The 22843-nt window shown below is 43.6% G+C and carries 14 protein-coding genes, 23 tRNA genes and 1 riboswitch; of the genes, 33 read left to right on the top strand and 4 right to left on the bottom strand.

Features of this window, described 5'->3' with window-relative positions:
• Nucleotides 1–104: 104 nt before the first annotated feature.
• Nucleotides 105–1790, bottom strand: a complete 1686-nt coding sequence (treC, locus tag ACIGG7_RS17170) for an alpha,alpha-phosphotrehalase (RefSeq protein WP_397550387.1) — start codon at nt 1788–1790, stop codon at nt 105–107.
• A gap of 332 nt (nt 1791–2122) precedes the next feature.
• Nucleotides 2123–3538 (bottom strand): PTS system trehalose-specific EIIBC component, encoded by a 1416-nt coding sequence (gene treP / locus ACIGG7_RS17165; RefSeq protein WP_397550386.1) that lies wholly within the window; start codon nt 3536–3538, stop codon nt 2123–2125.
• Nucleotides 3539–3990: 452 nt separating this feature from the next.
• On the opposite strand from treP, the gene ACIGG7_RS17160 reads away from it, so the two are divergent.
• The 9 genes from ACIGG7_RS17160 (at nt 3991) to ACIGG7_RS17120 (ending at nt 16629) form a co-directional block, all read left to right on the top strand.
• Nucleotides 3991–4896 (top strand): C40 family peptidase, encoded by a 906-nt coding sequence (locus ACIGG7_RS17160; RefSeq protein WP_397550385.1) that lies wholly within the window; start codon nt 3991–3993, stop codon nt 4894–4896.
• 940 nt (nt 4897–5836) lie between these two features.
• Nucleotides 5837–6808, top strand: coding sequence for a nuclease-related domain-containing protein (locus tag ACIGG7_RS17155; RefSeq protein ID WP_397550384.1), 972 nt, complete (start codon nt 5837–5839; stop codon nt 6806–6808).
• Nucleotides 6809–6903: 95 nt separating this feature from the next.
• On the top strand, nt 6904–7422 hold the full coding sequence (locus ACIGG7_RS17150; protein ID WP_397550383.1) for a DUF6241 domain-containing protein: 519 nt from the start codon (nt 6904–6906) through the stop codon (nt 7420–7422).
• Between the two features lie 80 nt (nt 7423–7502).
• Nucleotides 7503–7628: a hypothetical protein gene (locus ACIGG7_RS17145; protein ID WP_397550382.1), complete on the top strand. Its 126-nt coding sequence runs from the start codon at nt 7503–7505 to the stop codon at nt 7626–7628.
• Between the two features lie 148 nt (nt 7629–7776).
• A complete protein-coding gene (locus ACIGG7_RS17140) occupies nt 7777–8646 on the top strand; it encodes an ABC transporter permease subunit (protein WP_397550381.1) in 870 nt (289 codons plus the stop codon).
• Nucleotides 8647–9681, top strand: a complete 1035-nt coding sequence (locus ACIGG7_RS17135) for an ABC transporter permease (protein ID WP_397550380.1) — start codon at nt 8647–8649, stop codon at nt 9679–9681.
• Between the two features lie 21 nt (nt 9682–9702).
• The gene (locus ACIGG7_RS17130) at nt 9703–10221 is read left to right on the top strand and encodes a GNAT family N-acetyltransferase (protein ID WP_397550379.1); all 519 of its coding nucleotides are present in this window, start codon (nt 9703–9705) and stop codon (nt 10219–10221) included.
• 241 nt (nt 10222–10462) lie between these two features.
• Nucleotides 10463–16045: a pullulanase gene (locus tag ACIGG7_RS17125; RefSeq protein ID WP_397550378.1), complete on the top strand. Its 5583-nt coding sequence runs from the start codon at nt 10463–10465 to the stop codon at nt 16043–16045.
• 260 nt (nt 16046–16305) lie between these two features.
• Complete coding sequence (locus ACIGG7_RS17120) at nt 16306–16629, top strand: DUF5658 family protein (RefSeq protein ID WP_397550377.1); 324 nt, start codon at nt 16306–16308, stop codon at nt 16627–16629.
• 47 nt (nt 16630–16676) lie between these two features.
• On the opposite strand, the gene ACIGG7_RS17115 is transcribed toward ACIGG7_RS17120, so the two are convergent.
• On the bottom strand, nt 16677–17039 hold the full coding sequence (locus ACIGG7_RS17115; RefSeq protein ID WP_224943588.1) for a DUF948 domain-containing protein: 363 nt from the start codon (nt 17037–17039) through the stop codon (nt 16677–16679).
• A gap of 399 nt (nt 17040–17438) precedes the next feature.
• Nucleotides 17439–17524, top strand: a riboswitch (cyclic di-GMP riboswitch).
• Between ACIGG7_RS17115 and ACIGG7_RS17110 the strand changes: the two genes are divergently transcribed.
• Nucleotides 17499–17699, top strand: a complete 201-nt coding sequence (locus ACIGG7_RS17110; protein ID WP_397550376.1) for a hypothetical protein — start codon at nt 17499–17501, stop codon at nt 17697–17699. It overlaps the preceding riboswitch by 26 nt.
• A 139-nt stretch (nt 17700–17838) precedes the next feature.
• Here the strand turns inward: ACIGG7_RS17110 and ACIGG7_RS17105 are convergent, their stop codons facing one another.
• The gene (locus ACIGG7_RS17105; RefSeq protein ID WP_397550375.1) at nt 17839–19884 is read right to left on the bottom strand and encodes a metallophosphoesterase family protein; all 2046 of its coding nucleotides are present in this window, start codon (nt 19882–19884) and stop codon (nt 17839–17841) included.
• 356 nt (nt 19885–20240) lie between these two features.
• Here ACIGG7_RS17105 and ACIGG7_RS17100 point away from each other — a divergent pair.
• From ACIGG7_RS17100 to ACIGG7_RS16990, 23 genes are all read left to right on the top strand, one after another.
• Nucleotides 20241–20315 (top strand) — tRNA-Glu (locus ACIGG7_RS17100).
• Nucleotides 20316–20355: 40 nt separating this feature from the next.
• A tRNA-Val gene (locus tag ACIGG7_RS17095) sits at nt 20356–20431 on the top strand.
• A 27-nt stretch (nt 20432–20458) separates the two neighbouring features.
• Nucleotides 20459–20534, top strand: a tRNA-Thr gene (locus tag ACIGG7_RS17090).
• An 11-nt stretch (nt 20535–20545) separates the two neighbouring features.
• Nucleotides 20546–20621 (top strand) — tRNA-Lys (locus ACIGG7_RS17085).
• Nucleotides 20622–20687: 66 nt separating this feature from the next.
• Nucleotides 20688–20772, top strand: a tRNA-Leu gene (locus ACIGG7_RS17080).
• Nucleotides 20773–20779: 7 nt separating this feature from the next.
• Nucleotides 20780–20854, top strand: a tRNA-Gly gene (locus ACIGG7_RS17075).
• A 7-nt stretch (nt 20855–20861) separates the two neighbouring features.
• A tRNA-Leu gene (locus tag ACIGG7_RS17070) sits at nt 20862–20950 on the top strand.
• 64 nt (nt 20951–21014) lie between these two features.
• Nucleotides 21015–21091: transfer RNA gene (locus ACIGG7_RS17065), tRNA-Arg, on the top strand.
• Nucleotides 21092–21096: 5 nt separating this feature from the next.
• Nucleotides 21097–21173, top strand: a tRNA-Pro gene (locus ACIGG7_RS17060).
• 11 nt (nt 21174–21184) lie between these two features.
• A tRNA-Ala gene (locus tag ACIGG7_RS17055) sits at nt 21185–21260 on the top strand.
• Between the two features lie 22 nt (nt 21261–21282).
• Nucleotides 21283–21356: transfer RNA gene (locus tag ACIGG7_RS17050), tRNA-Met, on the top strand.
• Between the two features lie 28 nt (nt 21357–21384).
• Nucleotides 21385–21458: transfer RNA gene (locus ACIGG7_RS17045), tRNA-Ile, on the top strand.
• A gap of 6 nt (nt 21459–21464) precedes the next feature.
• Nucleotides 21465–21557: transfer RNA gene (locus ACIGG7_RS17040), tRNA-Ser, on the top strand.
• 167 nt (nt 21558–21724) lie between these two features.
• A tRNA-Met gene (locus ACIGG7_RS17035) sits at nt 21725–21798 on the top strand.
• A 105-nt stretch (nt 21799–21903) separates the two neighbouring features.
• Nucleotides 21904–21980 (top strand) — tRNA-Asp (locus ACIGG7_RS17030).
• A 45-nt stretch (nt 21981–22025) separates the two neighbouring features.
• Nucleotides 22026–22101, top strand: a tRNA-Phe gene (locus ACIGG7_RS17025).
• Nucleotides 22102–22137: 36 nt separating this feature from the next.
• Nucleotides 22138–22221: transfer RNA gene (locus ACIGG7_RS17020), tRNA-Tyr, on the top strand.
• A gap of 115 nt (nt 22222–22336) precedes the next feature.
• Nucleotides 22337–22410, top strand: a tRNA-Trp gene (locus ACIGG7_RS17015).
• Between the two features lie 17 nt (nt 22411–22427).
• Nucleotides 22428–22500: transfer RNA gene (locus tag ACIGG7_RS17010), tRNA-His, on the top strand.
• 8 nt (nt 22501–22508) lie between these two features.
• Nucleotides 22509–22583: transfer RNA gene (locus ACIGG7_RS17005), tRNA-Gln, on the top strand.
• A 2-nt stretch (nt 22584–22585) separates the two neighbouring features.
• A tRNA-Cys gene (locus ACIGG7_RS17000) sits at nt 22586–22656 on the top strand.
• Between the two features lie 12 nt (nt 22657–22668).
• Nucleotides 22669–22742: transfer RNA gene (locus ACIGG7_RS16995), tRNA-Gly, on the top strand.
• An 8-nt stretch (nt 22743–22750) separates the two neighbouring features.
• Nucleotides 22751–22827 (top strand) — tRNA-Ile (locus ACIGG7_RS16990).
• The last annotated feature ends 16 nt before the right edge of the window (nt 22828–22843 follow it).

The raw sequence follows: 22843 nt of genomic DNA, 5'->3' as shown, positions 1-22843 counted from the left end.
AAGCATCCTCTCTAAATGGGTTTCTGTAACTAATCACCCAATATTTTACTATTTTAATCCTAAAAAAATAACGTTTAGGGCAAATCCCCAAACGTTATTTTATCTTATTTAGTCATTCGGTACACAACGGATTCATATGGACGAAGCGTTACATTCTCGTACACGTTCGCCGAATCATCATAATTAGAGAGAAGAATCTCGCTTGTCCAGCCATTCACGTCCACCTCATCAGGCAACGTAAATTTCGTTTCCCGTCCATAGAAGTTATTCACCACAAGAAGTTTCTCGTCGTTACCATTCCGCACATAAGCAAAAATTTCAGAGTGATCGTCCAAAATTAGCTGATAGTCACCATCTACGATGATGTCGTATTCCTTGCGGAGGCGGTTCAGCTTTTGATAATGATAGAAGACAGAGTTTTCGTCTGCCAATGCTTGTTCCGCGTTGATATCTTTAAAGTTTTTCGCAACAGGGATCCAAGGTGTGCCACTAGTAAATCCGGCATTCTCTTTACTGTTCCATTGCACCGGTGTCCGTGAGTTGTCACGGGATTTATGACGGAGGATCTCGAGGATTTCCTCTTCTGATTTTCCTTGCTCTTTTAAAATATTGAAGATATTAATGGACTCTACGTCACGGTATTCATCGATACTTGTGAATTTCGGATTCGTCATCCCGAATTCTTCCCCCTGATAGATATAAGGAGTACCCTGCATCATATGGATTGTCGTCGCGAGCATCTTCGCTGATTCGTTACGGTAATCTCCGTCGTTACCATAGCGGGACACGATCCGCGGCTGATCGTGGTTGCACCAGAAGAGGGCGTTCCAGCCGCCGCCTTTGTGCATTTCACGCTGCCAGGTAGACAGGATGTCCTTCAGCTTAAGGAAATCAAAGTCAGCGACTGACCATTTCTCACCGTTCGGATAATCCACTTTTAAGTGGTGGAAGTTGAACGTCATGCTGAGCTCGTTGCGTTCTGGCTTAGAATACTTGATACAATGATCAATCGTAGTCGAAGACATTTCCCCAACCGTCATGATATCGTATTGGGAGAAGACTTCCTTGTTCATTTCCTGCATATAGTCATGTACTTTAGGGCCGTCTGTGTAAAATTTGCGTCCGTCTCCAGGTGCAACGGAGCCGTCGTCATCAGGGAACCCCTGATTTTTGGAAATGAGATTGATCACGTCCAGACGGAAACCATCTACGCCTTTTTTTAGCCAGAAGTGCATCATGTCATATAGTTTGTTTCTTACTTTATCATTTTCCCAGTTCAAATCGGCCTGAGTGACGTCAAAGAGGTGAAGGTAATATTGGCCCGTTTCCTCATCATACTGCCAAGCGTTGCCGCCGAACTTCGATTGCCAGTTGGTTGGTTCGGAATCGTCGGGCTTGCCGTCCTTCCATATATAGAAGTCACGGTATTCATTGTCCTTAGACTTCCGCGACTCAATGAACCATTGATTCTCCGTGGACGTATGATTGATCACGATGTCCATGATGATCTTGATGCCGCGCTCGTGGGCTTCTGCGAGAAGCTCATCAAAATCCTCCATCGTCCCGTACTCATCATGAATATTAAAATAATCACTAATATCATATCCATTATCACGCTGCGGACTCTTATATATTGGAGTCAGCCACACTACATCAATCCCAAGCTCCTTCAAATAATCCAGCTTCGCCGTAATCCCCATAATATCACCAACGCCATTCCCCGACGTATCATAAAAACTCTTCGGATAAATCTGATACACAACCGACTTCTTCCACCAAGGCTGCTTCATAGAACATGCACCATCCTTCACATATTTTTGAGGGACGGACCTCACTTTTTCTTCTTATCCGCCGATTCTTTTATACATAATCATTGATTTAATGCGATTTGTTACCATGGAGGTCTGTCTTATGGGAGGGACGGACCTTCCATTTTTCGTCTAAAACCCTTTTCTAATATGAAAGGACGCTTCAAAAACCGCAGATTTGAAGGTCCGTCCCTCTAAAAAAGGGGACAAATATCCCCAGCACTAGCCTTTTCAGGAAAGTGGTAAGAATTCATTTGTCCCCCTTAGTTTAACTTGTATATACAAGTTGTTGCAACTTTTTCTTTATCTGTTGTTTAGACAACTTCGTTTTTACTGAATTTCGACCAGATCATTGTCAGGACGAATGGTACAACGATGGCAATCACCATACCGATGGCAAATGGTAGCCAGTATTCCGATTTGATGGACAGGATACCAGGCAGTCCGCCGACACCGATGGAGAAGGCTTTTGTACCGGTCATCGCCAGTAGCACACCGCCGATGGCAGAGCCGATCAACGCTGAGATGAAAGGATATTTATATCGTAAGTTCACCCCGAACATCGCAGGTTCAGTAATTCCGAGATAAGCGGAGAGGGCAGAGGTCCCTGCCAGACCGCGGAGTTTTTCGTTTTCTTTTTTCGCTATAAACATCATGGCGAGTGCCGCAGAACCTTGAGCGATATTGGATAGTGCCAGAATCGGCCACAGGAATGTTCCGCCTGCGTTCGATACAAGCTGTAAATCCACCGCTAGGAACGTATGGTGCATCCCGGTGATAACCATGACGGCATATAGTCCACCATATAAGAGACCGCCAAGCCATGAGAAGTGATCGAACACCCAGATAACTCCGTCTGTCAGCATGTTACCGATGAAGAATGTTACAGGCCCAATCAGGATGAACGCTGCAAAACCGGTGATCAACAATGCTACAGGTGCAACGACCAGTAGTTTGATCGAGTCGTGAACCCGTTTATCCAGAAACGTTTCTATTTTCGCTAATAATAAGGAAGCAAATAAGATCGGTAATACTTGTCCTTGATACCCAATTTTGTCGACTTCAAGACCGAATAAGTTCCATGTTGGAATTTCTTCGGCAGAACCGTAAGACCATGCATTTAATAAGTCAGGATGCACAAGCATCAGACCGAGTACGATACCGAGAAGCGGGCTTCCGCCAAACCGCTTAACGGCTGACCAACCAATGAGCCCCGGCAGGAACACGAACGCGGTATTCGCGATTAAATTAATGATGCCCGTTAAATCTGCCCATTGGGGATATACATCGATAACGGACTTTTTCTCAAAGAAGATATCGGGTCCGGTCAGAATATTATTCAGACCCATCAATAAACCGGCCGTTACGATCGCCGGCAGGATCGGAATGAAGATATCCGCCAGTACCTTGATCGCGCGCTGCAGTGGATTCAGATTCTGAGTCGCAGCATCCTTTACATCCTGCTTCGATGCCTGCTCGATCCCCGTTTCCTCCGCCAGAATTTGATATGCTTTATTCACAAGACCTTGTCCGATGACAACCTGGAACTGACCGTTGGAAGAGAATGAACCCTTCACGAGATCAATTGCCTCTAATCTTTCCTTATCAACCTTTTTCTCGTCATTCAATACCAACCGTAGACGAGTCACACAATGCGTGGCCGTGCGGATATTATCCTTGCCGCCAATCGCTTCAATGATTTCGAGAACGTCTTCACGTTTCACGCTCATGAAATTCCCTCCCTTGGAATTGAAAGATGCCTGGCACCTTCCATAAAAGCGTTGTACCCGCTTTCATTTCTATTAATGGAATTCCCCTAAATAGTATGTGAAAAACGCTTTGAACCATGCTTTTTGTCAAAACGCTTTCATTTTGTCGGGGTGTTGTATATACAAGATATACTTTTATTGTATTCATGTATATACAAGTTGTCAACAGAAAAATGTAGACGTTTACATTGACATCAGTAAAGGCAAACTCCAACCAAAACCATATTTATGTTGGGATTACCATTCTATATCACTGATTGGAAACAGGACCATAAAGTACCAAGTGCTATTATACTGGGGTTTTTTCCTGATTTTTCTTCAGATAAGAATTTCAGCCTATTAAAATCTCAATCTCCTTCATCCATAATAGACAAGCAACAAATTTCGACATTATGAACGAAGGAGACATTTTTTTGAAAAAAACAATCATCGCTTTTACTACTGCTGCATTACTCTCGACCATGGCTGCCAATTCAACGGAAGCGGCTTCTTACCGCGTACAATCAGGGGACTCTCTCTCGTTGATTGCTTATAAATATGATACAACCGTTTCAAACCTGAAATCGTGGAACAATCTGAGCTCGGATGTTATCTACGTGAATCAAGTACTTGAGGTATCCGCTCCATCCACTGCGAAGACGTACACCGTCCAATCAGGCGACTACCTTTCAAAAATCGGGGCGAAATTTGATGTCTATGTATCGGAACTAAGATCATGGAACAACCTGACGAGTGATGTGATTTACCCAGGTCAGACGTTAATCGTTTCTTCTAGTGGGGTGAGTACCTCGTCAACGGGATCAAGTACATATACGGTTCAGTCAGGAGATACCTTGTCACATATCGCATTAAAATATGATGTAAGTGTTTCGTCAATCAAGTCTTGGAACGGGTTAACCTCTGATTCCATTTATGTTGGTCAGAAACTTACGATTAAAGGAACGTCCGTCGGATCTGTGGCACCAGCTTCAACCGTCGTAGACATCGCGAAGAAATACGTAGGGACACCATACGCATGGGGAGGCACATCACCATCCGGCTTCGACTGCAGCGGTTTCATCTACTACGTCTTCAACCAGGCGGGACAATCGATTGCACGTACGAACACAGAAGGCTACTATAGTAAATCGTCCTTTGTATCAAGTCCGAAAGCAGGAGACCTTGTATTCTTCGAAAACACCTATAAAACAGGCATCAGCCATATGGGTATCTACGTTGGAAACGGGGAGTTTATTCACGCGTCCGACAGTGGAGTCGTAATTTCCAAGTTGAGTAATACGTATTGGAATCCTAAGTTTGTCGGATATAAGAGATTTTAAGTTTGAGAGGAGCGTCCTACCTGGGAAGGGTGGGGCGTTTTTATAATGGTGGGAGTGAAAAAATTTGGCATAGGTGTTCAATAAGTGAGTAGGTGGATTAATTATTGTGCGACGGTCATTCCATGCTCCGAGTCTACTTTCTCAACCGACCATCTTGCCAATTTAGAATCCTATATCGTTAAAACAGACAATTTTAAAGCCCAGACTAGTCTTGAAATGATAAGAAATAGCATTATTCGAATCTGAGATTAAAGTCGAAAGCGACGATGTTTCAGCTCGCAGAAGTCTGGTATAAATAGGTACTGCTCAAATAGGGTGAAGAAAATTCGACAAAAGTGTTCAATAATCAAAAAAGCGGATTAATAAATCAAATAAGGGATTAAATAATTCCCAGGAGGATCAATTATTTCGAAAGTGGATTAAAAGTCACCGTAATTGGATTAATAATCCGGCGAAGGCCATTCCATGCTCTGAATCTACTTTCTCAACCGGCCATCAAGCCAATCCGGAACCCGATACCAGCTAAAACAGACAATCTTAAAGCCCAAATTCGTCTTGAATTACAAGAAATAGTATCATTCGAATCCTAGCTTAGAATCGAAAGCGAATTTGTTTCAACTCTAAAGAGTTTGGTAGGAGTCAAAGAGAGAGTGAGTAAAGAAAATTCGACAAAAGTGTTCAATAATCGAAAAAGCGGATTAATAAATCTAATAGCAGATCAAATAATTCCAGGGAAGATTAATAATCTAAAATCCAGATAAAAAGTCGCCACAAAAGGATGAATTCACCAACCAAGGCAAGCCTAGATCGAAAATCGACCTTCCCAATGAGCCCATCCCAAACCTCACACCTACAAAACTCTACAAAAAAGAAGGAATTCCATCAAATATGTAGAACTATACCTTTAGATTAAACCCATAAAGGAGCGTGACCAAATTTCATGTTCGTGAAAGAAAGAAAATCACCCCTCAAACTTCTTCAAACAGAAGCCCTGCTAAATAGACTTAAGCCTATCGACCATCCAAAAAGATCCCTCATCGAACAAGATCTCAAAAAAAGAAAAGCAGGTTACCAAGGAGAAAAGACGGTCGATTTTCATCTCAGCTTCCTGTCGGATAAGCAGTATCTGATATTCAACGATTTACGACTGCCCATTGCCCCTACATCCTTTCAAATGGATAGTGTGCTCGTCACGCCATATTACATTCTCCCCATCGAGATAAAAAACATTTCCGGAACCTTGACGATTGATCCCGAATTCAATCAGCTGACCAAAGAGTTTAACGGGGCTGAGACCGGTTATCCGGATCCCATTGCACAAGCAACACGCCAGAAGCTATTTTTGCAGAAGTGGTTTCATAATAATAAACTCCTATGTCCTCCTGTCGAATTCCTCGTCGTCTTCAGCAATCCCTCCACCATTTTGAGAATGTCTCCCGGCCAGAAGCGGATTTCGCCATATGATCGGATGATTCATGCCCAAAACATCGTCAGGGAAATCAGTAAGTTTAACACGCTATACACCCGTGAAGTCGTCAATCTTAAGAAAATCAAAAGGCTTTTCCTAAATCAGCATAGGGTTAACTACTCATCGATACTGCCAACCTATCAACTTACCGAATCCGATCTCATTAAAGGAGTCCTATGTGAAATTTGCAGAGAGATTATGGTCAGGAAAACGAGAATATGGTTTTGCCCCCATTGCCTTCATTTGTCCAAAACGGCACATCTTCAAGCAATAGAGGATTATTTTCTTCTTATCAAGCCTACCATCACCAATGGGGAACTAAGGAAATTCCTCCAATTATTTTCAACTCGAACAGCGACATTAATTTTACAATCACTCAACCTCCAAAAGACCGGTAACACTAAAGGAACTCTCTACATGAAAAACCGTAAGAATAGGAATTGAGTCGTGTCCCGCACGAAACATCCCAATCTTAGTAGGACTATCCTCATACAAAATAGAAGAAGTAACAACAGATATATAAGGGGTGGGGGCATACCATGAAAAGAAAAAGCATCGGAATCATCGTGTGCAGCGTATTGCTGATAACAGCTATCGGGGTCTATATTGCAGTAGGAAACTTAGAAACAAACCCTTTAAATGGAGGAGGGGACGTTTCGACGTCAGGAGTTGAAACAGATTCCACCCGAAACATTAGCCAGAGTGAAAATCCATTTTATGAAAAAGTAAAAACCCCATTAAGTGAAACACTCATTCAACAATATATTCATGCCATGAGTCATCAGAAGATAAAAGCTGAGGAGAAATGGTCCTTCTTTGAGATTACGGATGAACGAATCGAGTTTTTATTATCGCAATTAGAGGTGAACAACTACAAACATGAACAGACGTATAAACAAATCCTGACCAAATGGAAACAAGGGGATTTTTCTGAAGCTGTGAGTGACCATAATGCGATTTGGAGAATCCAGGACGGAAACATTGGTATCGCGACAGATTTACTTTCACCTAAAGAGGAAAAGGCTTATATAGAAAGTAGGAAAAAAGAATCTAGATAAATTTTTTTAAAGAAATTTGGTTTTAAACACATAAAATCGGGAAAAGTTTACTACATTTTACAAAAAGGAGGGCGAGCACCGTGTCTATGATCTATGCAAAAGCGCGTGAGTTATTTGAAAAAGATGCGAAGGAAAGCAATGAACTAGTAGCAGCTAGAGTTCGAAAGTATCGGAGATTGAAGCCTGTCCCTAATGTGAGAAAATAAAAATAGGAAGCAATAATCGTTAAACCAGGCTATGGGACGAAGTAGGCTGGTTTTTTTGTGTGGAGTATTCTTCAAAATTACAATTGAAATAAAGGAAATAAAAGGTAAAATAAAGTAGAAGGGAAAATTGTTTTAAGGAGTTGTAAAGTTGCCTACCGTCAAGAAGATCTTATTTTTCACATGGAAGATAATCTCGTCTTTTACAGCTATATTATTCATTAGCTGCATCCCATACCTGTTCGAACATTTCAGACTCGATTTCAAACAGTATTTTCAGAAGATGGCTGAGCTCTTCTCAAACCTGTCCTCTTTCCAGAATCTTGAATTCAGTATAGGCAGGAACGTATTCAGGCCGATCTTTCCCACTATCCTGGCTCCGCTGAGGGAATCATTGATCCTTGTTGGCGGATCGTTGCTTTTATCCCTAGTGATCTCCCTGGTGATCGCCTTCGCTATCGTTAATTTAAAGAAAAAGCGCATAATCGTTTTCCAAGAGATCTTCACGTATATTCAAGCTATTCCCGATATTTTTTACATCATCTTATTGCAAATCCTCATCGTGTGGATGTATCAAAAAACGAATATTCAATTGTTTAACTTTGCATCCTTTGGAGAGGAGCAGGCAATCTTTCTCCCAATCTTGTCATTAAGTATTACCCCCACCATGATCATGACAAAGCTATTAATATCTCAAATCCTCGAAGAACTGACAAAAAGTTATACGAACCTGGCGCTCGCCAAAGGTCTTTCCTTTAGAAGGATGATCTTTGTTCATGTGCTTAGGAATACCATTTACTCACTCTTTCATTATTCAAAGACGATCATCCTGTTTTTCCTCACGAATCTATTAATCGTTGAGTATTTGTTCAATATACCGGGCATCATGTCATTCATCCTCCAGTATCCTTATCCGGAAGTCTTCTTTATGGGGATCCTGTTGATTTATTATCCGATCTTCCTTCTCTTTCAGTGTTATGAGTTATTCGTCCCGAAGGTCATTAAAGAGGGGGGAGCCTGATTGGTAAAAAATCTTTTTAAAAATAAGCGTTTTATGGTTGGATTTCTTTTCATTGTCACGCTACTTGTGGCAAGTGTGATGAATACGATTCTGAATGATGGGGGGATCAAACAGAAGGCAGCTATATATGAAAACGGACAGATTGTTGAAACAGCACCGTTCAAGCCATCCCTGGCATTTCCTCTGGGAACCGATGCTAGTGGAAACGACTTACTGAATGTCATTATTGAGGGAGCGAAGTATACGATTGGAATCTCCTTGTGTATTGCATTCCTTCAAATCATACTTGGAGCTGTGATCGGAACACTTTTCAGTGGATATCTGACGAAAATCTTTCACGTGATGGAGCATTTTCTCAGTACCTTTTCGGTCATTCCCATTACACTGATGTCATATTTCATCCTCATCAATGTCTTATCCATGCCGATCGATGGATTTGCAGAGCCCTTTTATATGAGAGCATCCTTTGAGTTGTTGATCTTGGTTCTGCTGCCCCTGCCGAGTGTCATCTTGTACATAAGTAAAGAAACACAGAAAATTCTGAATACGGAATTCGTGCTTGCTTCAAGAACGCTCGGGGCCGGTACGTTCAGAATCATTGTCAATCATGTAGTGAAGCATCTGATTCAGAGGCTCGTCATCCTGTTTATTCAGCAGCTGAACCAAATCCTGATCATATTAGCCCACCTTGGCTTATTGAAAATGTTTTTCGGAGGGACGGTCATTGATTTCTCACCGATGCAGGATCCACCGAAGACGTTGTCGTTTGAATGGTCGGGGTTGATCGGGGACTATTTCGAGATGCTTTATATCCACCCATTTATCGTACTCGTGCCGATTGTGTTCTTTGCCTTGACGGTTGTATCGATGAATCTGATTCTGAACGGGTTAGAGAGTGTGTTTGAAAACGGCAATCGGAACGCGGCTGATGAAGTGATGTCACACATGACTGTTTCTAAGCCTGAAGAGAAAATGATTCATGAACATGATTTTATCAGGATTGAAAAAAAAGGAGAGGAACGGTTCCTTTCCTAAAATGATAAGGAGATGGAATACATGCTGATTAGAAAAATGATTCGTGATGAGATCGAAATCGTAAGGGCTAAGAGAGTCGTATGTTATGAAGAATATAAGGATGTAGTGTCAGTAGATCACTGGAATGCTCTAAAAGGAACACTATCTTCTGAAAACGACTTAAAGACCGGAGTGGATATTTTTGTAGCTGAAATAGATGGAGGGATAGTAGGAAGTGTTGTCCTCTTTCCAGGGAAGATGGAAGCGTACGAGTGGACCACCAGTGTGCCGGATTATCCAGAGATCAGGATGCTTGCAGTCGACCGGGAATGGAGAGGGAAGGGGATAGGGGGAAAACTGATGCACCATTGCATTAAGTACTCAGCTAAGCAGGGGTATATGGCGGTCGGATTACATACAGCAGAATTTATGAAAAATGCTCTTTCTTTATATAGTAAGCTGAACTTTCACCCCGTTCCTGAGTCGGACTTTGAACCGGCAGGAGATGGAATCATTGTCAAAGGGTTCAGATACCTTTTACCACAGTCACACGTAGAATAGGGCTGATTTGCCTTTTCAGAACAGAACCAGCTATGTGTCAAAATCCCCCATTTGTCACATAGCCTTTCTCCCCTATTTGTTATAAAATAAAAAAGACAGAATATTGCAATCGTTTGCATTAGTTCGAAATAACTAGGAGAAGGAAAGTCTACATTTTTTTGATCAGTTGTGCAAACGTTTCCACAACCCATCAAGAGCACTTCTATTATTCTACTAACCATTTATAAGGGGGAAAGCATGAATGAAGAAAATGACGAAGCGTCACTTCTCAATTTTTATGACGTTGGTGATGTTGATCAGCCTGTGGTCACCATTCGCTCCGGCTGCATCTGCTGTTGCAGATGGGAATACCTCGGCTGAAGCAGCCGATTCCAGTGATCGTACGGTGCGCTTCACCTACACCCGTGAAGATCAAACGTACGGGGACTGGAACATATGGGCATGGAATACGGGGGTGAAGGATGATCAAATCAACTTCGACTCCTATGAAAACGGAGTAGCGGTAGCGAACATTGCCGTCGCACCTGAAACCGAGCAGATCGGATTTATCCTTCGTAGTACTGAGGATTGGAATACGGCGGAGAAAGAATTTGACGACCGTTTCATTAAAGTGAACAAGAATGACACCCTCACCAAGGCCTACATAACAAGCGGTGTCGAGGAAATCCGCATCGTCCCGGATGGTTCCGCACCGGTGATCGATCAAGGAGACGCGACATTCTACTATCGTGATAAAGATCTTTTCAAAAGCGATCAAATGGATATGATTGATAAAGTAGAATTGAAGTTCAACGGTGAGACGAAGGAAATGTCGTATGAGCCGAAGAATGAACGCTTCATCCTCCCATACGACAACATTCCTAACGGGAAAAATGAGTATACCTTTTTAGTGACAAAAGATGGTGTAACCACGGAAGTAAGTGATCCGTACAATACCGTCGATGGAAAATCGGTTCTTGATTTCCAAAAAGCCGACCTGACGGTGACAGGTTCTGTGGATCCTGCAGCTGTGGACTATAATGAAAACGCTGTCTTGAATATTGATGTTGAAGGACTGACAGATGGTTTACACATTCAAAAGATCACGGCAGATGTTTCTTCATTAGGTGGATCAGAGAAGCTTGAAATCGATCCATCGTTGAAAGAAGTGACCTTGTCTGTAGATGACGACATTACGGCTGGAACAAAAGCGATTCCTTTAACCATAGTGGACTCATATGGAAACGTCTATAAAGGAAGCACTGAAATTGAAGTGAAGGCAAGACAGTCTGTCGGTGATTCGGATCTTGATTGGGACGAATCCATCATTTACTTTATGCTGACAGACCGATTCTTCAACGGGGATACGTCAAACGACGATCCTTTCAACTTGAATTATGACAAATCGAAACGCGGTTCGTATCAAGGCGGTGATTTTAAAGGAATTACGGAGAAACTCGATTACCTTGATAAGCTTGGTGTGAACACGATCTGGATCAGCCCGGTTGTGGAAAATATCAAGTACGATGTGCGAAAAGGAGAGGCGGGAGAGCCTTACTTCGGTTACCACGGCTACTGGGCGAGTAATTTCGGCGAACTCAATCCACACTTCGGAAGCATGGACGATTTTCATAACCTGATCGATGAAGCCCACGACCGAGGGATTAAGATCATGGTGGATGTGGTGTTGAACCATACCGGTTATGGATTGAAAGAAATCGACGGCGACTTGCCAGAAGATCAACGTCCGGCTGGTTACCCGACGGACGCAGAGCGTGAAAAGTACAGTAACATTCTTCGTCAGGGAAATGTAGGAAGTGACGAAGTGGTCGGTGAACTGGCCGGACTTCCGGATGTCATGACCGAAGATCCAGACGTACGTCAGCAGATCATCGACTGGCAAACCGATTGGATCGAGAAAGCGAAAACAGATAAAGGCAACACCATCGACTATTTCCGTGTCGATACGGTGAAGCATGTGGAAGACGCAACATGGATGGCGTTCAAAAATGCCATCACGGAAAAAATGCCAGAGCACAAGATGATCGGGGAAGCGTGGGGTGCTAGTGCTGACAATGACTACGGCTATCTGGATACGGGGATGATGGATTCCCTCCTGGATTTCGGGTTCAAGGATATCGCCCGTGAGTTTGTGAACGGCAACCTGAAAGCGGGCAATGATAAACTGACGGCCCGCAATGGAAAGATCGACAATTCGGCAACACTCGGTCAGTTCCTTGGAAGTCATGATGAAGACGGATTCCTGTATTCACTTGGCGGGGACAAGGGGAAGCTGAAACTCGCAGCCTCCCTGCAGGCAACATCGAAAGGTCAGCCGGTCATTTACTACGGTGAAGAGCTAGGGCAGAGCGGTGCAAATAATTATCCGCAGTATGATAACCGCTATGATCTGGACTGGGGTCATGTAGAGAATAATGATGTGTTGGATCACTATACGAAAATCCTGAACTTCAGAGGGGCTCATTCTGATGTGTTCGCGAAGGGGGAAAGGCACACAGTCGGTGGTTCGAACAGCGACAAGTTCCTAGTATTCTCCCGTGATTACAAAGACGACTCCGTATACGTCGGATTAAACGTGGCGGACGAAGTGAAAGAAATCACGTTGACAGTGGATTCTCCCGATGCGGTCGTGACCAATGGTTATTCCGGTGAAACCTATACTACGACTGAATCAGGTAAAGTAATGTTGACCCTGCCTTCTAAAGAGGACGGCGGTACTGTATTGCTGACGGTCGAAGGTGGTAAAATCACAGGAGCTGTAGCTGGATCAGGAGGAGGAGAGGATCCTGAAGAGGAACCCGTTCCTGAAAACAACATCCGAATCCACTATAACCGTACGGACGGTAACTACGAAAACTACGGTGCATGGTTGTGGAATGATGTCGCATCCCCATCGGCGAACTGGCCGACAGGTGCCACGATGTTCGAAAAAACGGACAGCTACGGGGCATACATTGATGTACCTCTCGCAGAGGGTGCGAAAAACATCGGATTCCTTGTCATGGATGTAACGAAAGGTGATGCAGGGAAAGACGGGGGAGACAAAGCCTTCACCATCACATCACCTGACATGAATGAAATCTGGATCGAGCAGGGATCGGATAAAGTGTATACGTATGAGCCGGTAGATCTTCCTGCGAATACGGTACGTATCCATTATGACCGTGAAGACGGGAACTATGAAAACTTCGGTCTATGGACGTGGGGAGATGTGAAATCCCCGACAGACAATTGGCCGACGGGTGCACTGGATTTTTCTAAAAAGGGTCGATATGGTGCGTATGTGGACGTTGAATTGAATGAAAATGCGAAGCAGATCGACTTCTTAGTCGTAAACCAGGAAAACGGTGAGAAGGATGGAGGAGACAAATCCTTCAACTTACTCGATAAGTATGATCAACTATGGGTGAAAGAAGGGGAGGATAACGTCTTCATTTCTCCACATGGTGATGTAGCGACGGGACTGGTATCATCTGAAGTCATTTCGGATGATACAATCAGATTGAATTTTACGATGACAGATGGTTTGACTGAAGAGACGTTGATGTCCGGTTTAAGCGTCAAGAATAAGGACGGTGCGGAAGTAATGGTGAACAACGTCAAAATCACCGGTGATAAAACGGTGGAAGTGAAGGCTGATTTTGACTTAAGTAAACTCCCGCTTTCCATCACCTACTCGGGAAGAACGGTTTCAGCAGCAGCCGGCTGGAGACTTCTTGATAACAAGTATGCATATGATGGGGATGATTTAGGTGCCACGTACAAAAAAGGAAACGCCACCTTAAAACTATGGGCACCGAAAGCAAGCAAAGTGGTCGCGAACTTCTATGATAAAAAAGATGCGGCGACGAAAATTGTCAGCCTCGAATTGACGCTTGGTGACAAAGGTGTCTGGTCAATAGATGCCAAAGCGAAAGATTTGAAAGTAAAAGACTTGAAAGGATATTACTATCAATACGAAGTCACCAATGAAGGTGTAACGAAAAAAGTACTGGATCCGTACGCCAAATCCATGGCCGCCTTCACCGTGAACACAGAAGGAGAAACAGGACCTGACGGCGATAACGTCGGAAAAGCGGCAATCGTCGATTTGAAAGGGACGGACCCTAAGAAATTCAGTCATGCCTCCATCGACGGGTATGAAAAACGGGAGGATGCGGTCATCTACGAGATCCATGTTCGTGACTTTACATCCGATCCGTCCATTGAAAAGGATTTGAAAAAAGAACGATGGGGCACGTATGATGCGTTTATCAAAAAGCTCGATTATATCAAATCAATGGGCGTGACACATGTTCAACTGCTTCCAATCATGGCGTGGTACTACGGCGATGAGACGAAGATGGGAGAACGAGAGCTTGAGTATTCGGCAGGAGGAAATGAGTATAACTGGGGCTATGACCCTCACAGCTACTTCTCCCCGGACGGTGCGTATTCTGAGGATGCCACTGATCCACAATTACGAATCGAAGAAACGAAGAGATTGATCGATGCGATTCATGACAAGGGGATGGGAGTCGTTCTCGACGTCGTCTACACCCATATGGCGAAAACAAGCACGCTGAACGACATCGTTCCAGGTTATTATGCGTTCCAGGATGACCAGGGGAACTTCCTCGGAGGCTTTGGCAACAATTTGGCTACCAACCATGTGATGGCTGAAAAGCTAATGGTCGACTCGGTGAAATATTGGTTCGATGAATATAAAATCGATGGCATGCGCTTTGACATGATGGGAGACGCAAGCTATCCGGCGATCCAGAAAGCCTATGACGCAGCGGCTGAGATCAACCCGGACGCATTGTTTATCGGTGAGGGTTGGAGAACCTTCTCCGGTCACCTTTCGGATCCTTCCTTAAAAGGCATGGGAGCCGACCAGGATTGGATGGACAAAACGGACGACGTGGGAGTATTCTCTGACGAAATTCGAAATGAACTGAAATCTGGATTTGGTTCTGAAGGGGAACCGCGATTCCTAACTGGAGGCGTGCGTGACATCACCACCATTTTCAACAATATCAAAGGGCAGCCGGGCAACACGGCGGACGACGACCCGGGCGACATGGTCCAGTACATCGCGGCTCACGATAATTTACCGCTGTACGATGTGATTGCTCAATCAATTAAAAAGGATCCTGCCATTCCGGAAAATAACCTTGAAATCCACAAGCGGATTCGACTTGGGAACTCGATGATTCTGACATCCCAGGGAACGGCTTTCCTTCACGGGGGGCAGGAATACGGTCGGACCAAGCAGTGGCTCGGTGAAGGCGTGCCGGAACAGAAATATCATGAGTTAGAGGACGAAAATGGAGACCCATTCGGTTACTTCATCCACGACTCCTACGATTCCTCCGACGCCATTAACATGTTTGATTGGGAAAAGGCAACGAACAAGAAGAAATACAACATCAACACAACGACGAGAGAATATACCGAAGGGTTGATCAAGCTAAGAAGGTCGACCAATGCGTTCCGCTTAGGGGAGAAAGAGCTCGTGGATCAAAATGTATCTCTAATGGATATTCCAGAAATGGCTGATAAAGATCTGCTGCTTGCTTACAAGAACGTCTCTACCGATGGAACGGGTGAGTACTATGTATTTGTGAATGCGGACAAGAAAGCAAGAAAGCTTTCCATCGATGAATATGACTTCTCGAAAGGAAAGGTTATCGTGGATAACGATGAAGCGGGAACACAGCCTGTTTCGAAGAAGTCCGGGTTTACAATGACGAAAGACACTTTGACGATGGATCCTTTGACCACTGTGATAATTAAGGTGGATGAAAAGGGAAAGAAAGAGAAGAAGAAAAGGAAGCATTAATGGGATAACGGGATAACGTGCCTTTTGATCCATCATCTCAACCTTATTCGTAGGGTTGAGATTTTTTTATGTGGATTTTTTAAACAAACGTTTGAATAATAGCACCATCCTTTACAATACTATTGTTTATAAAGCTAAATAAACGTTTGTTTTAATTTTGAATGGATATTTCTTTATTGAGAACGATAAAAGATGTTATTATGAATATAATGCTCTGTTAGACAAAATCCACCATAAAAATGAATAGGAGAATTCACTAAATGAGATATCTGCTGCTGTATATCTTACTCCTCAACCTTTTAGACGCATTCCTGACAATGTATGGACTACATTATGGACATATAACGGAATCCAATCCTCTTATGAATACCCTCTATCACACTAATCCATGGCTGTTTCTACTCTTCAAAGGAGCTTTATCCGTTTTCCTGCTCATCCTTCTTTATCACCTCAACCCAGATAAACGATTTTCAAAAGCTTTACTACTTGTGTCCATTACGGCAGCCGTTTCCTATAGCTTCATTTGTCTGATGCATGGTTATTGGCTATGGGAGGTCACGGGCAGCAGGGCAGGACTGGCTTAAGCATAGACTAAAAGAAAAGAGGCCTTTTTCATCGAGGCCTCTTTTTATTATTTTAATTTAATTTGCACCGGCTTGCTTTCCTGAGTATGAATGGTTTTCGGTGTGCGATTTTGCGAAGCGGCCCTTTTTACAGAGCTTGTCACACTTTGGATCATGTCCCCAACATCATGTGCGGATTCGACCAATGGATCAACGGCTTTCATTTTCCCTTTGACATCAACAGAAATTTGGTTGGCGGTATGAATCAATTCTTCTGCTTCCTCTGTAATGCCATTTACGGCACTCCTCGTGTCAGCAAGTGTCTTCTTCGTCTCGTCGAGTGTGTTCATGACCCTTCGTAACGTCAAAATCAAATAAACGACAAGAATGGTAAATGCAACAGCTGCAATGGCAGCACTCCATTCAAGCATTGAAACCAACTCCCTTCTTTTACAATAAGTCTATGACGAGGAGGATTCAGACATTCCTTCTCAAGTTAGGTGACGGAAGGAATAAGTAACTGATAGTAGGCGGATTCATTCCATAGGGATCTGAATGCAGGACGCCTTATAATGAGGTAGGCTAAAAAACCTTTAAAGAGAAGGATGTGAACCATAAGAAAGTCTAACCGCCTAAGATGAAATCTTCTTGTGCTTGAATGAATGGACCAAGTCTAACGTGAAGTGAAAGGGGATAAATGTATTATTCTTTTAGGAATATATGGAACGTGGTGTTCGAAAGTATGGTAGACTTCAAAATGTAGTATAAATGGCATGTGTAAAAAGACTGTGTTTAGTTGCATGTGTTATGAAAAGAATCTTTCATAATTCGAACGATAAGGGCAAACCCATTGAAAAATGGTGACGCAAAACTATAGGGGCTAATGTCTAATGGACGATGCTTGCCAGTTTTCGAAATGGACTCCGGCGACTTATGAACGTGGAGGAGAGAATGATGAAGATATTTGGAATTCTATCAAAAATGAAACGAAAATGGCATTCTTTGAGAATTCATTACAACCGTGTCTTACTGCAAGATTGTTTAGACTGCCGGATCAAAAAGAAGTTGCAAAACAAAATATCTTATCATGAGATGAAATTAAATGATCTGTTTTAGTAAGGGGAATAGGTAGAAAAGGTCTGTTCTGGATTAAGTATTAAAAAAGCTGACAATCTGCTTTTATGAGATTGTCAGCTTATTAGAAAGCTTTATCTGATGTGAATCCCGATGCTATGGCATGATGACCTTGGATGCTGGACGTCCATCTGAATAAGTCAATAAGCCAATATTATTCTCTGTTTCAATGAGGGCAGAACCCTTTATAGGCTGATAACGAATGCTTTCCTTCCATATATAATCGGGGGATACGCTGTTTTCATGTTCTGCTTGCACAAGGTCAAACTCTTGATTACAGTAGCGGTAGAGTGTGCGATTGATCCTATCTCTGGCATTCAGGCTCACCATGAATTTTATAAGGGCTCCGGAAAATCCCGAGTAACTCATATTCTTTATCGGACTGCTTGTAAACTGATGGATTTTCAAGCTGCGTCCATCTGGAAAGGAAATATCAGATTGAACCGATGAAGCTGAATGAACATCACCGGATAAAATCATGCAGTCGCTTGGATTCCAAAGAGATACATGTTGAAGGAATGCGTTGAAGCCCATTCCGTTGTACTTCCAAGCTTCTAGATCAAAGTTGCTTTGCACAGGAAACCCAAGTGTACTTAAAGGAAGCATGTAGGTCTGCAGAAAGTTCTCTATTAAACCAATTCCATAAAGGGGGGAGGGAGATACAAGGATCAGGGGGTCACCTGAATTCCACCCGGATTCTTTCAGCTTGGCCCCTATCGTGTTCCACCCTTCTGAATTAAGTAGATTTGGTCCAAGTTGCCCCTCATCTATGCGCACCCCAACCTTTACCGGTTTTGGTTTATTGGCATAATCCCGCTGTGTTCTAGTATCAAGAAAAACGGCTTGTGGTGCAGTGGGGGCGGTGAATTGCCAAGAATCATAGTTCCATAGGGAATGGACCCAATTCTTGTGAGGGAGTGCCCCAAGGTGAAGAGAGTCAAAATAGGTTTGCATGATTTGGCCGAAATGGGTATAGGTATCAGGTTCATTACCCCATCCTTGGAAAAGCCAATAGGATGACAAACCATTACTGATGACATGTCTCCCTAATGGTGCATTCCAAACCCCTGCCTTCCACTCCTGTGTCAGGTTCCAATCATCAGTAATATCGTGATCATCAAATATCATATAGGTCGGTGTGTTCGCTAATAATCTTCTAACAGAGTATATTGCTTCCATTACATTAGCCAGGTCTTTCATCTGCTTTTGGTACCGGTCCTGAAGTTGTTTTCTTTCTTTTTTATGCTCATTGGAATCTTCATTCTTGAATGCAAAATAGATTTCATCCTGATCCAATGCTTCTTGAAAGGTTTTGAACAGGCCTTCTTCATGGGCGTGCTCCCATAATGAGGGACTCCAGGATAACAGGTACATGGCTGCATAATCACCAAACCTTAACAGATGATTGGCCGCATTTCTGGAAGTGAACCTGCAGAAGTGTTCCGAAATATATTGCCGGCCATTGATTTGTTGAAGTCTACTTCTGAAAATATCTTCTTTCAATCGAGGTTCAACTGAGCCTAGGTCTTCCTCTTGTCCCATCAGCTCATGACCAAGCTTTGTGATGATCTTGAATACGGGGTCTGCTACATCATCGGCATAGATTTGATCCCCCATTAAAAATAGAGAGGGAGGTCTATCGGTTTTTGTAGCGGATGAAGAAATGATTTTATCTGCCTCTGACATTGTATCGAGTCCCAATCCATGAAGCTTTCGACATGAGCCGTATAGAATATTCGAGGGACTCTCTTTATTGATCATAAAGGTGGGGTAAGCAAGATTTTCGTAGACAATCGAGTGTGGATGAGCAGGAGAAAGTAAGTCGAAGCTATCGAGGTTCAGTGATTCATTACCACTTTCGAAAAATATATTGTACCCAAGTAATTGATCTGTAGGAAAGAGTCCGCTATGTGGAGAAACATTGATCATACTTATAAATAGGTTCCTTCCAGCTTGAATCGTTCTCGTCTCTGTCTTACAGGCTAAGTTTGTATAGTCTGTAACTCGAGAATTTCCATTATGTTCTATCATAAACAACTGTGCTTTCATATCATATGGTTTGCTTAATGCAATCCAGAAAAAGACTTGTGCAGGGTCCACCCGCCGAACAATCGGACCGCACAAAATCGTTGGAAGCTCCATGGTTCCATCACCTCATTCATAATCTACTATTATCGTATTCACCGCCTATAAATATTGTGTAAACAAGCTTGCATACTTAAAGAAGTCTTATTAGCTGGTTATGTATCGTTAGGTTGATTGTTTATCCACCCTTTGTTTGCATTAGCTCAATGAATTTGACCTAATTTAAATTAGATATTTATTATTTTCCTATTGATTAGTACTTTGAAGATGTGGTATATTCTTCTTCGGCTTACAAAAATGGATTTGATAAGCAGAAAAAAATCATTCTTTTTTTATAAAACAGAAGTTGACTTCTGCGAAATCGGATGATATAGTAATACTTGTCCTTAAGCGGGATGCTTATAATAAAATACGGCCCATTGGTCAAGCGGTTAAGACACCGCCCTTTCACGGCGGTAACACGGGTTCGAATCCCGTATGGGTCACCAAAGTTTTTTGTGAAAGCAAAATAACTTACCATTATATTGTGGAGGATTAGCTCAGCTGGGAGAGCATCTGCCTTACAAGCAGAGGGTCGGCGGTTCGATCCCGTCATCCTCCACCATTTTTCATTATATAAAGTACTCACCGTGCCGGTGTAGCTCAACTGGTAGAGCAACTGACTTGTAATCAGTAGGTTGGGGGTTCAAGTCCTCTTGCCGGCACCATTTGGTTTTTCGAGCCATTAGCTCAGTTGGTAGAGCATCTGACTTTTAATCAGAGGGTCGAAGGTTCGAGTCCTTCATGGCTCACCAAAGATTTTTGCGATAGCAAAATATCTCACCGTGTGATTTTCGATCATACGAAAATCAACATTATATGCGGGTGTGGCGGAATTGGCAGACGCACCAGACTTAGGATCTGGCGCCGCGAGGCGTGGGGGTTCAAGTCCCTTCACCCGCACCATTTATTCGCGGAAGTAGTTCAGTGGTAGAACACCACCTTGCCAAGGTGGGGGTCGCGGGTTCGAATCCCGTCTTCCGCTCCAAAGACTTGCCGGGGTGGCGGAACTGGCAGACGCACAGGACTTAAAATCCTGCGGTAGGTGACTACCGTACCGGTTCGATTCCGGTCCTCGGCACCAAAGATTTTTGCGCTAGCAAATTATCTTTCCTTGCGTTACTTAGTAAAAAACTATAACTCATTTAGCGCCCGTAGCTCAATTGGATAGAGCGTTTGACTACGGATCAAAAGGTTAGGGGTTCGACTCCTCTCGGGCGCGCCATATATCGGGAAGTAGCTCAGCTTGGTAGAGCACTTGGTTTGGGACCAAGGGGTCGCAGGTTCGAATCCTGTCTTCCCGACCACTTCTTTTTTTGGGGCCTTAGCTCAGCTGGGAGAGCGCCTGCTTTGCACGCAGGAGGTCAGCGGTTCGATCCCGCTAGGCTCCACCAATTTTATAACTTATTTATTCGTGGCGGTGTAGCTCAGCTGGCTAGAGCGTACGGTTCATACCCGTGAGGTCGGGGGTTCGATCCCCTCCGCCGCTATTACATGATACATAACGAATGATTATAAGGACCCTTAGCTCAGTTGGTTAGAGCAGACGGCTCATAACCGTCCGGTCGTAGGTTCGAGTCCTACAGGGTCCATTATACGGAGGAATACCCAAGTCCGGCTGAAGGGATCGGTCTTGAAAACCGACAGGGGTGTAACAGCCCGCGGGGGTTCGAATCCCCCTTCCTCCTCCATATTTTCTTTCATGTTTATATCGTCGCGGGGTGGAGCACGACCGAATAATCTTCGGAGCGTTTACATCAGCGCACCGACTGAGCAGCAGCTTGAATAAGCTTACTGAAGTCGGGGTGGATTTATTGAATTCAACGTGGGATATGGAAACTTAATAATTTTTTATCGTCGCGGGGTGGAGCAGTTCGGTAGCTCGTCGGGCTCATAACCCGAAGGTCGCAGGTTCAAATCCTGTCCCCGCAATACCATTTTTGGCTAAGACAGGTTATTCCTTGATGAGTCACGTATGGATAGTTATTTTTGCTAGCGCAAGATAATGAAACCTATTTTGCTAGCGCAAAAAGCTTTGGTCCGGTAGTTCAGTTGGTTAGAATGCCTGCCTGTCACGCAGGAGGTCGCGGGTTCGAGTCCCGTCCGGACCGCCATTTTTGAAAAATGTTCTTTTGATAATTAAATCTTCTATATAATATGGCTCAGTAGCTCAGTTGGTAGAGCAATGGACTGAAAATCCATGTGTCGGCGGTTCGATTCCGTCCTGAGCCACCATTTATACTTAAGAACCTTTAAGTATTTATTTTATTTGGAGGGGTAGCGAAGTGGCTAAACGCGGCGGACTGTAAATCCGCTCCTTCGGGTTCGGCAGTTCGAATCTGCCCCCCTCCACCAAGATTTTTTACGTAGCGTCAGTGGAGTAAAATAATCTTCCATAAACGATGCGCAGTGAAGCGGAGCAACATACTCCAAACAAGTAGCACCAAGTTTTAAACTTATATCTAATCATAGGGGTATAGTTTAACGGTAGAACGAAGGTCTCCAAAACCTTTGGTGTGGGTTCGATTCCTACTACCCCTGCCAAAGAAATTTCAAGCGTGGCGATTGTGGCGAAGTGGTTAACGCACCTGATTGTGGTTCAGGCATTCGTGGGTTCGATTCCCATCAGTCGCCCTTTATATTGGGCTATAGCCAAGCGGTAAGGCATCGCACTTTGACTGCGACATGCGTTGGTTCGAATCCAGCTAGCCCAGCCAACGGCGGCATAGCCAAGTGGTAAGGCAGAGGTCTGCAAAACCTTTATCACCGGTTCAAATCCGGTTGCCGCCTTAAAATCTTCATGCGGGTGTAGTTTAGTGGTAAAACCTCAGCCTTCCAAGCTGATGATGAGGGTTCGATTCCCTTCACCCGCTCCAATCTTAATGGGCCTATAGCTCAGCTGGTTAGAGCGCACGCCTGATAAGCGTGAGGTCGGTGGTTCGAGTCCACTTAGGCCCACCATTTTCATTATTCCGCA

It is taken from the genome of Rossellomorea sp. NPDC077527 (genome assembly GCF_044542955.1).
GTDB lineage: Bacteria > Bacillota > Bacilli > Bacillales > Bacillaceae_B > Rossellomorea > Rossellomorea aquimaris_E.
The sequence above is the reverse complement of the archived record's forward strand: the minus strand, read 5'-3'. Positions and strand labels throughout refer to the sequence as shown.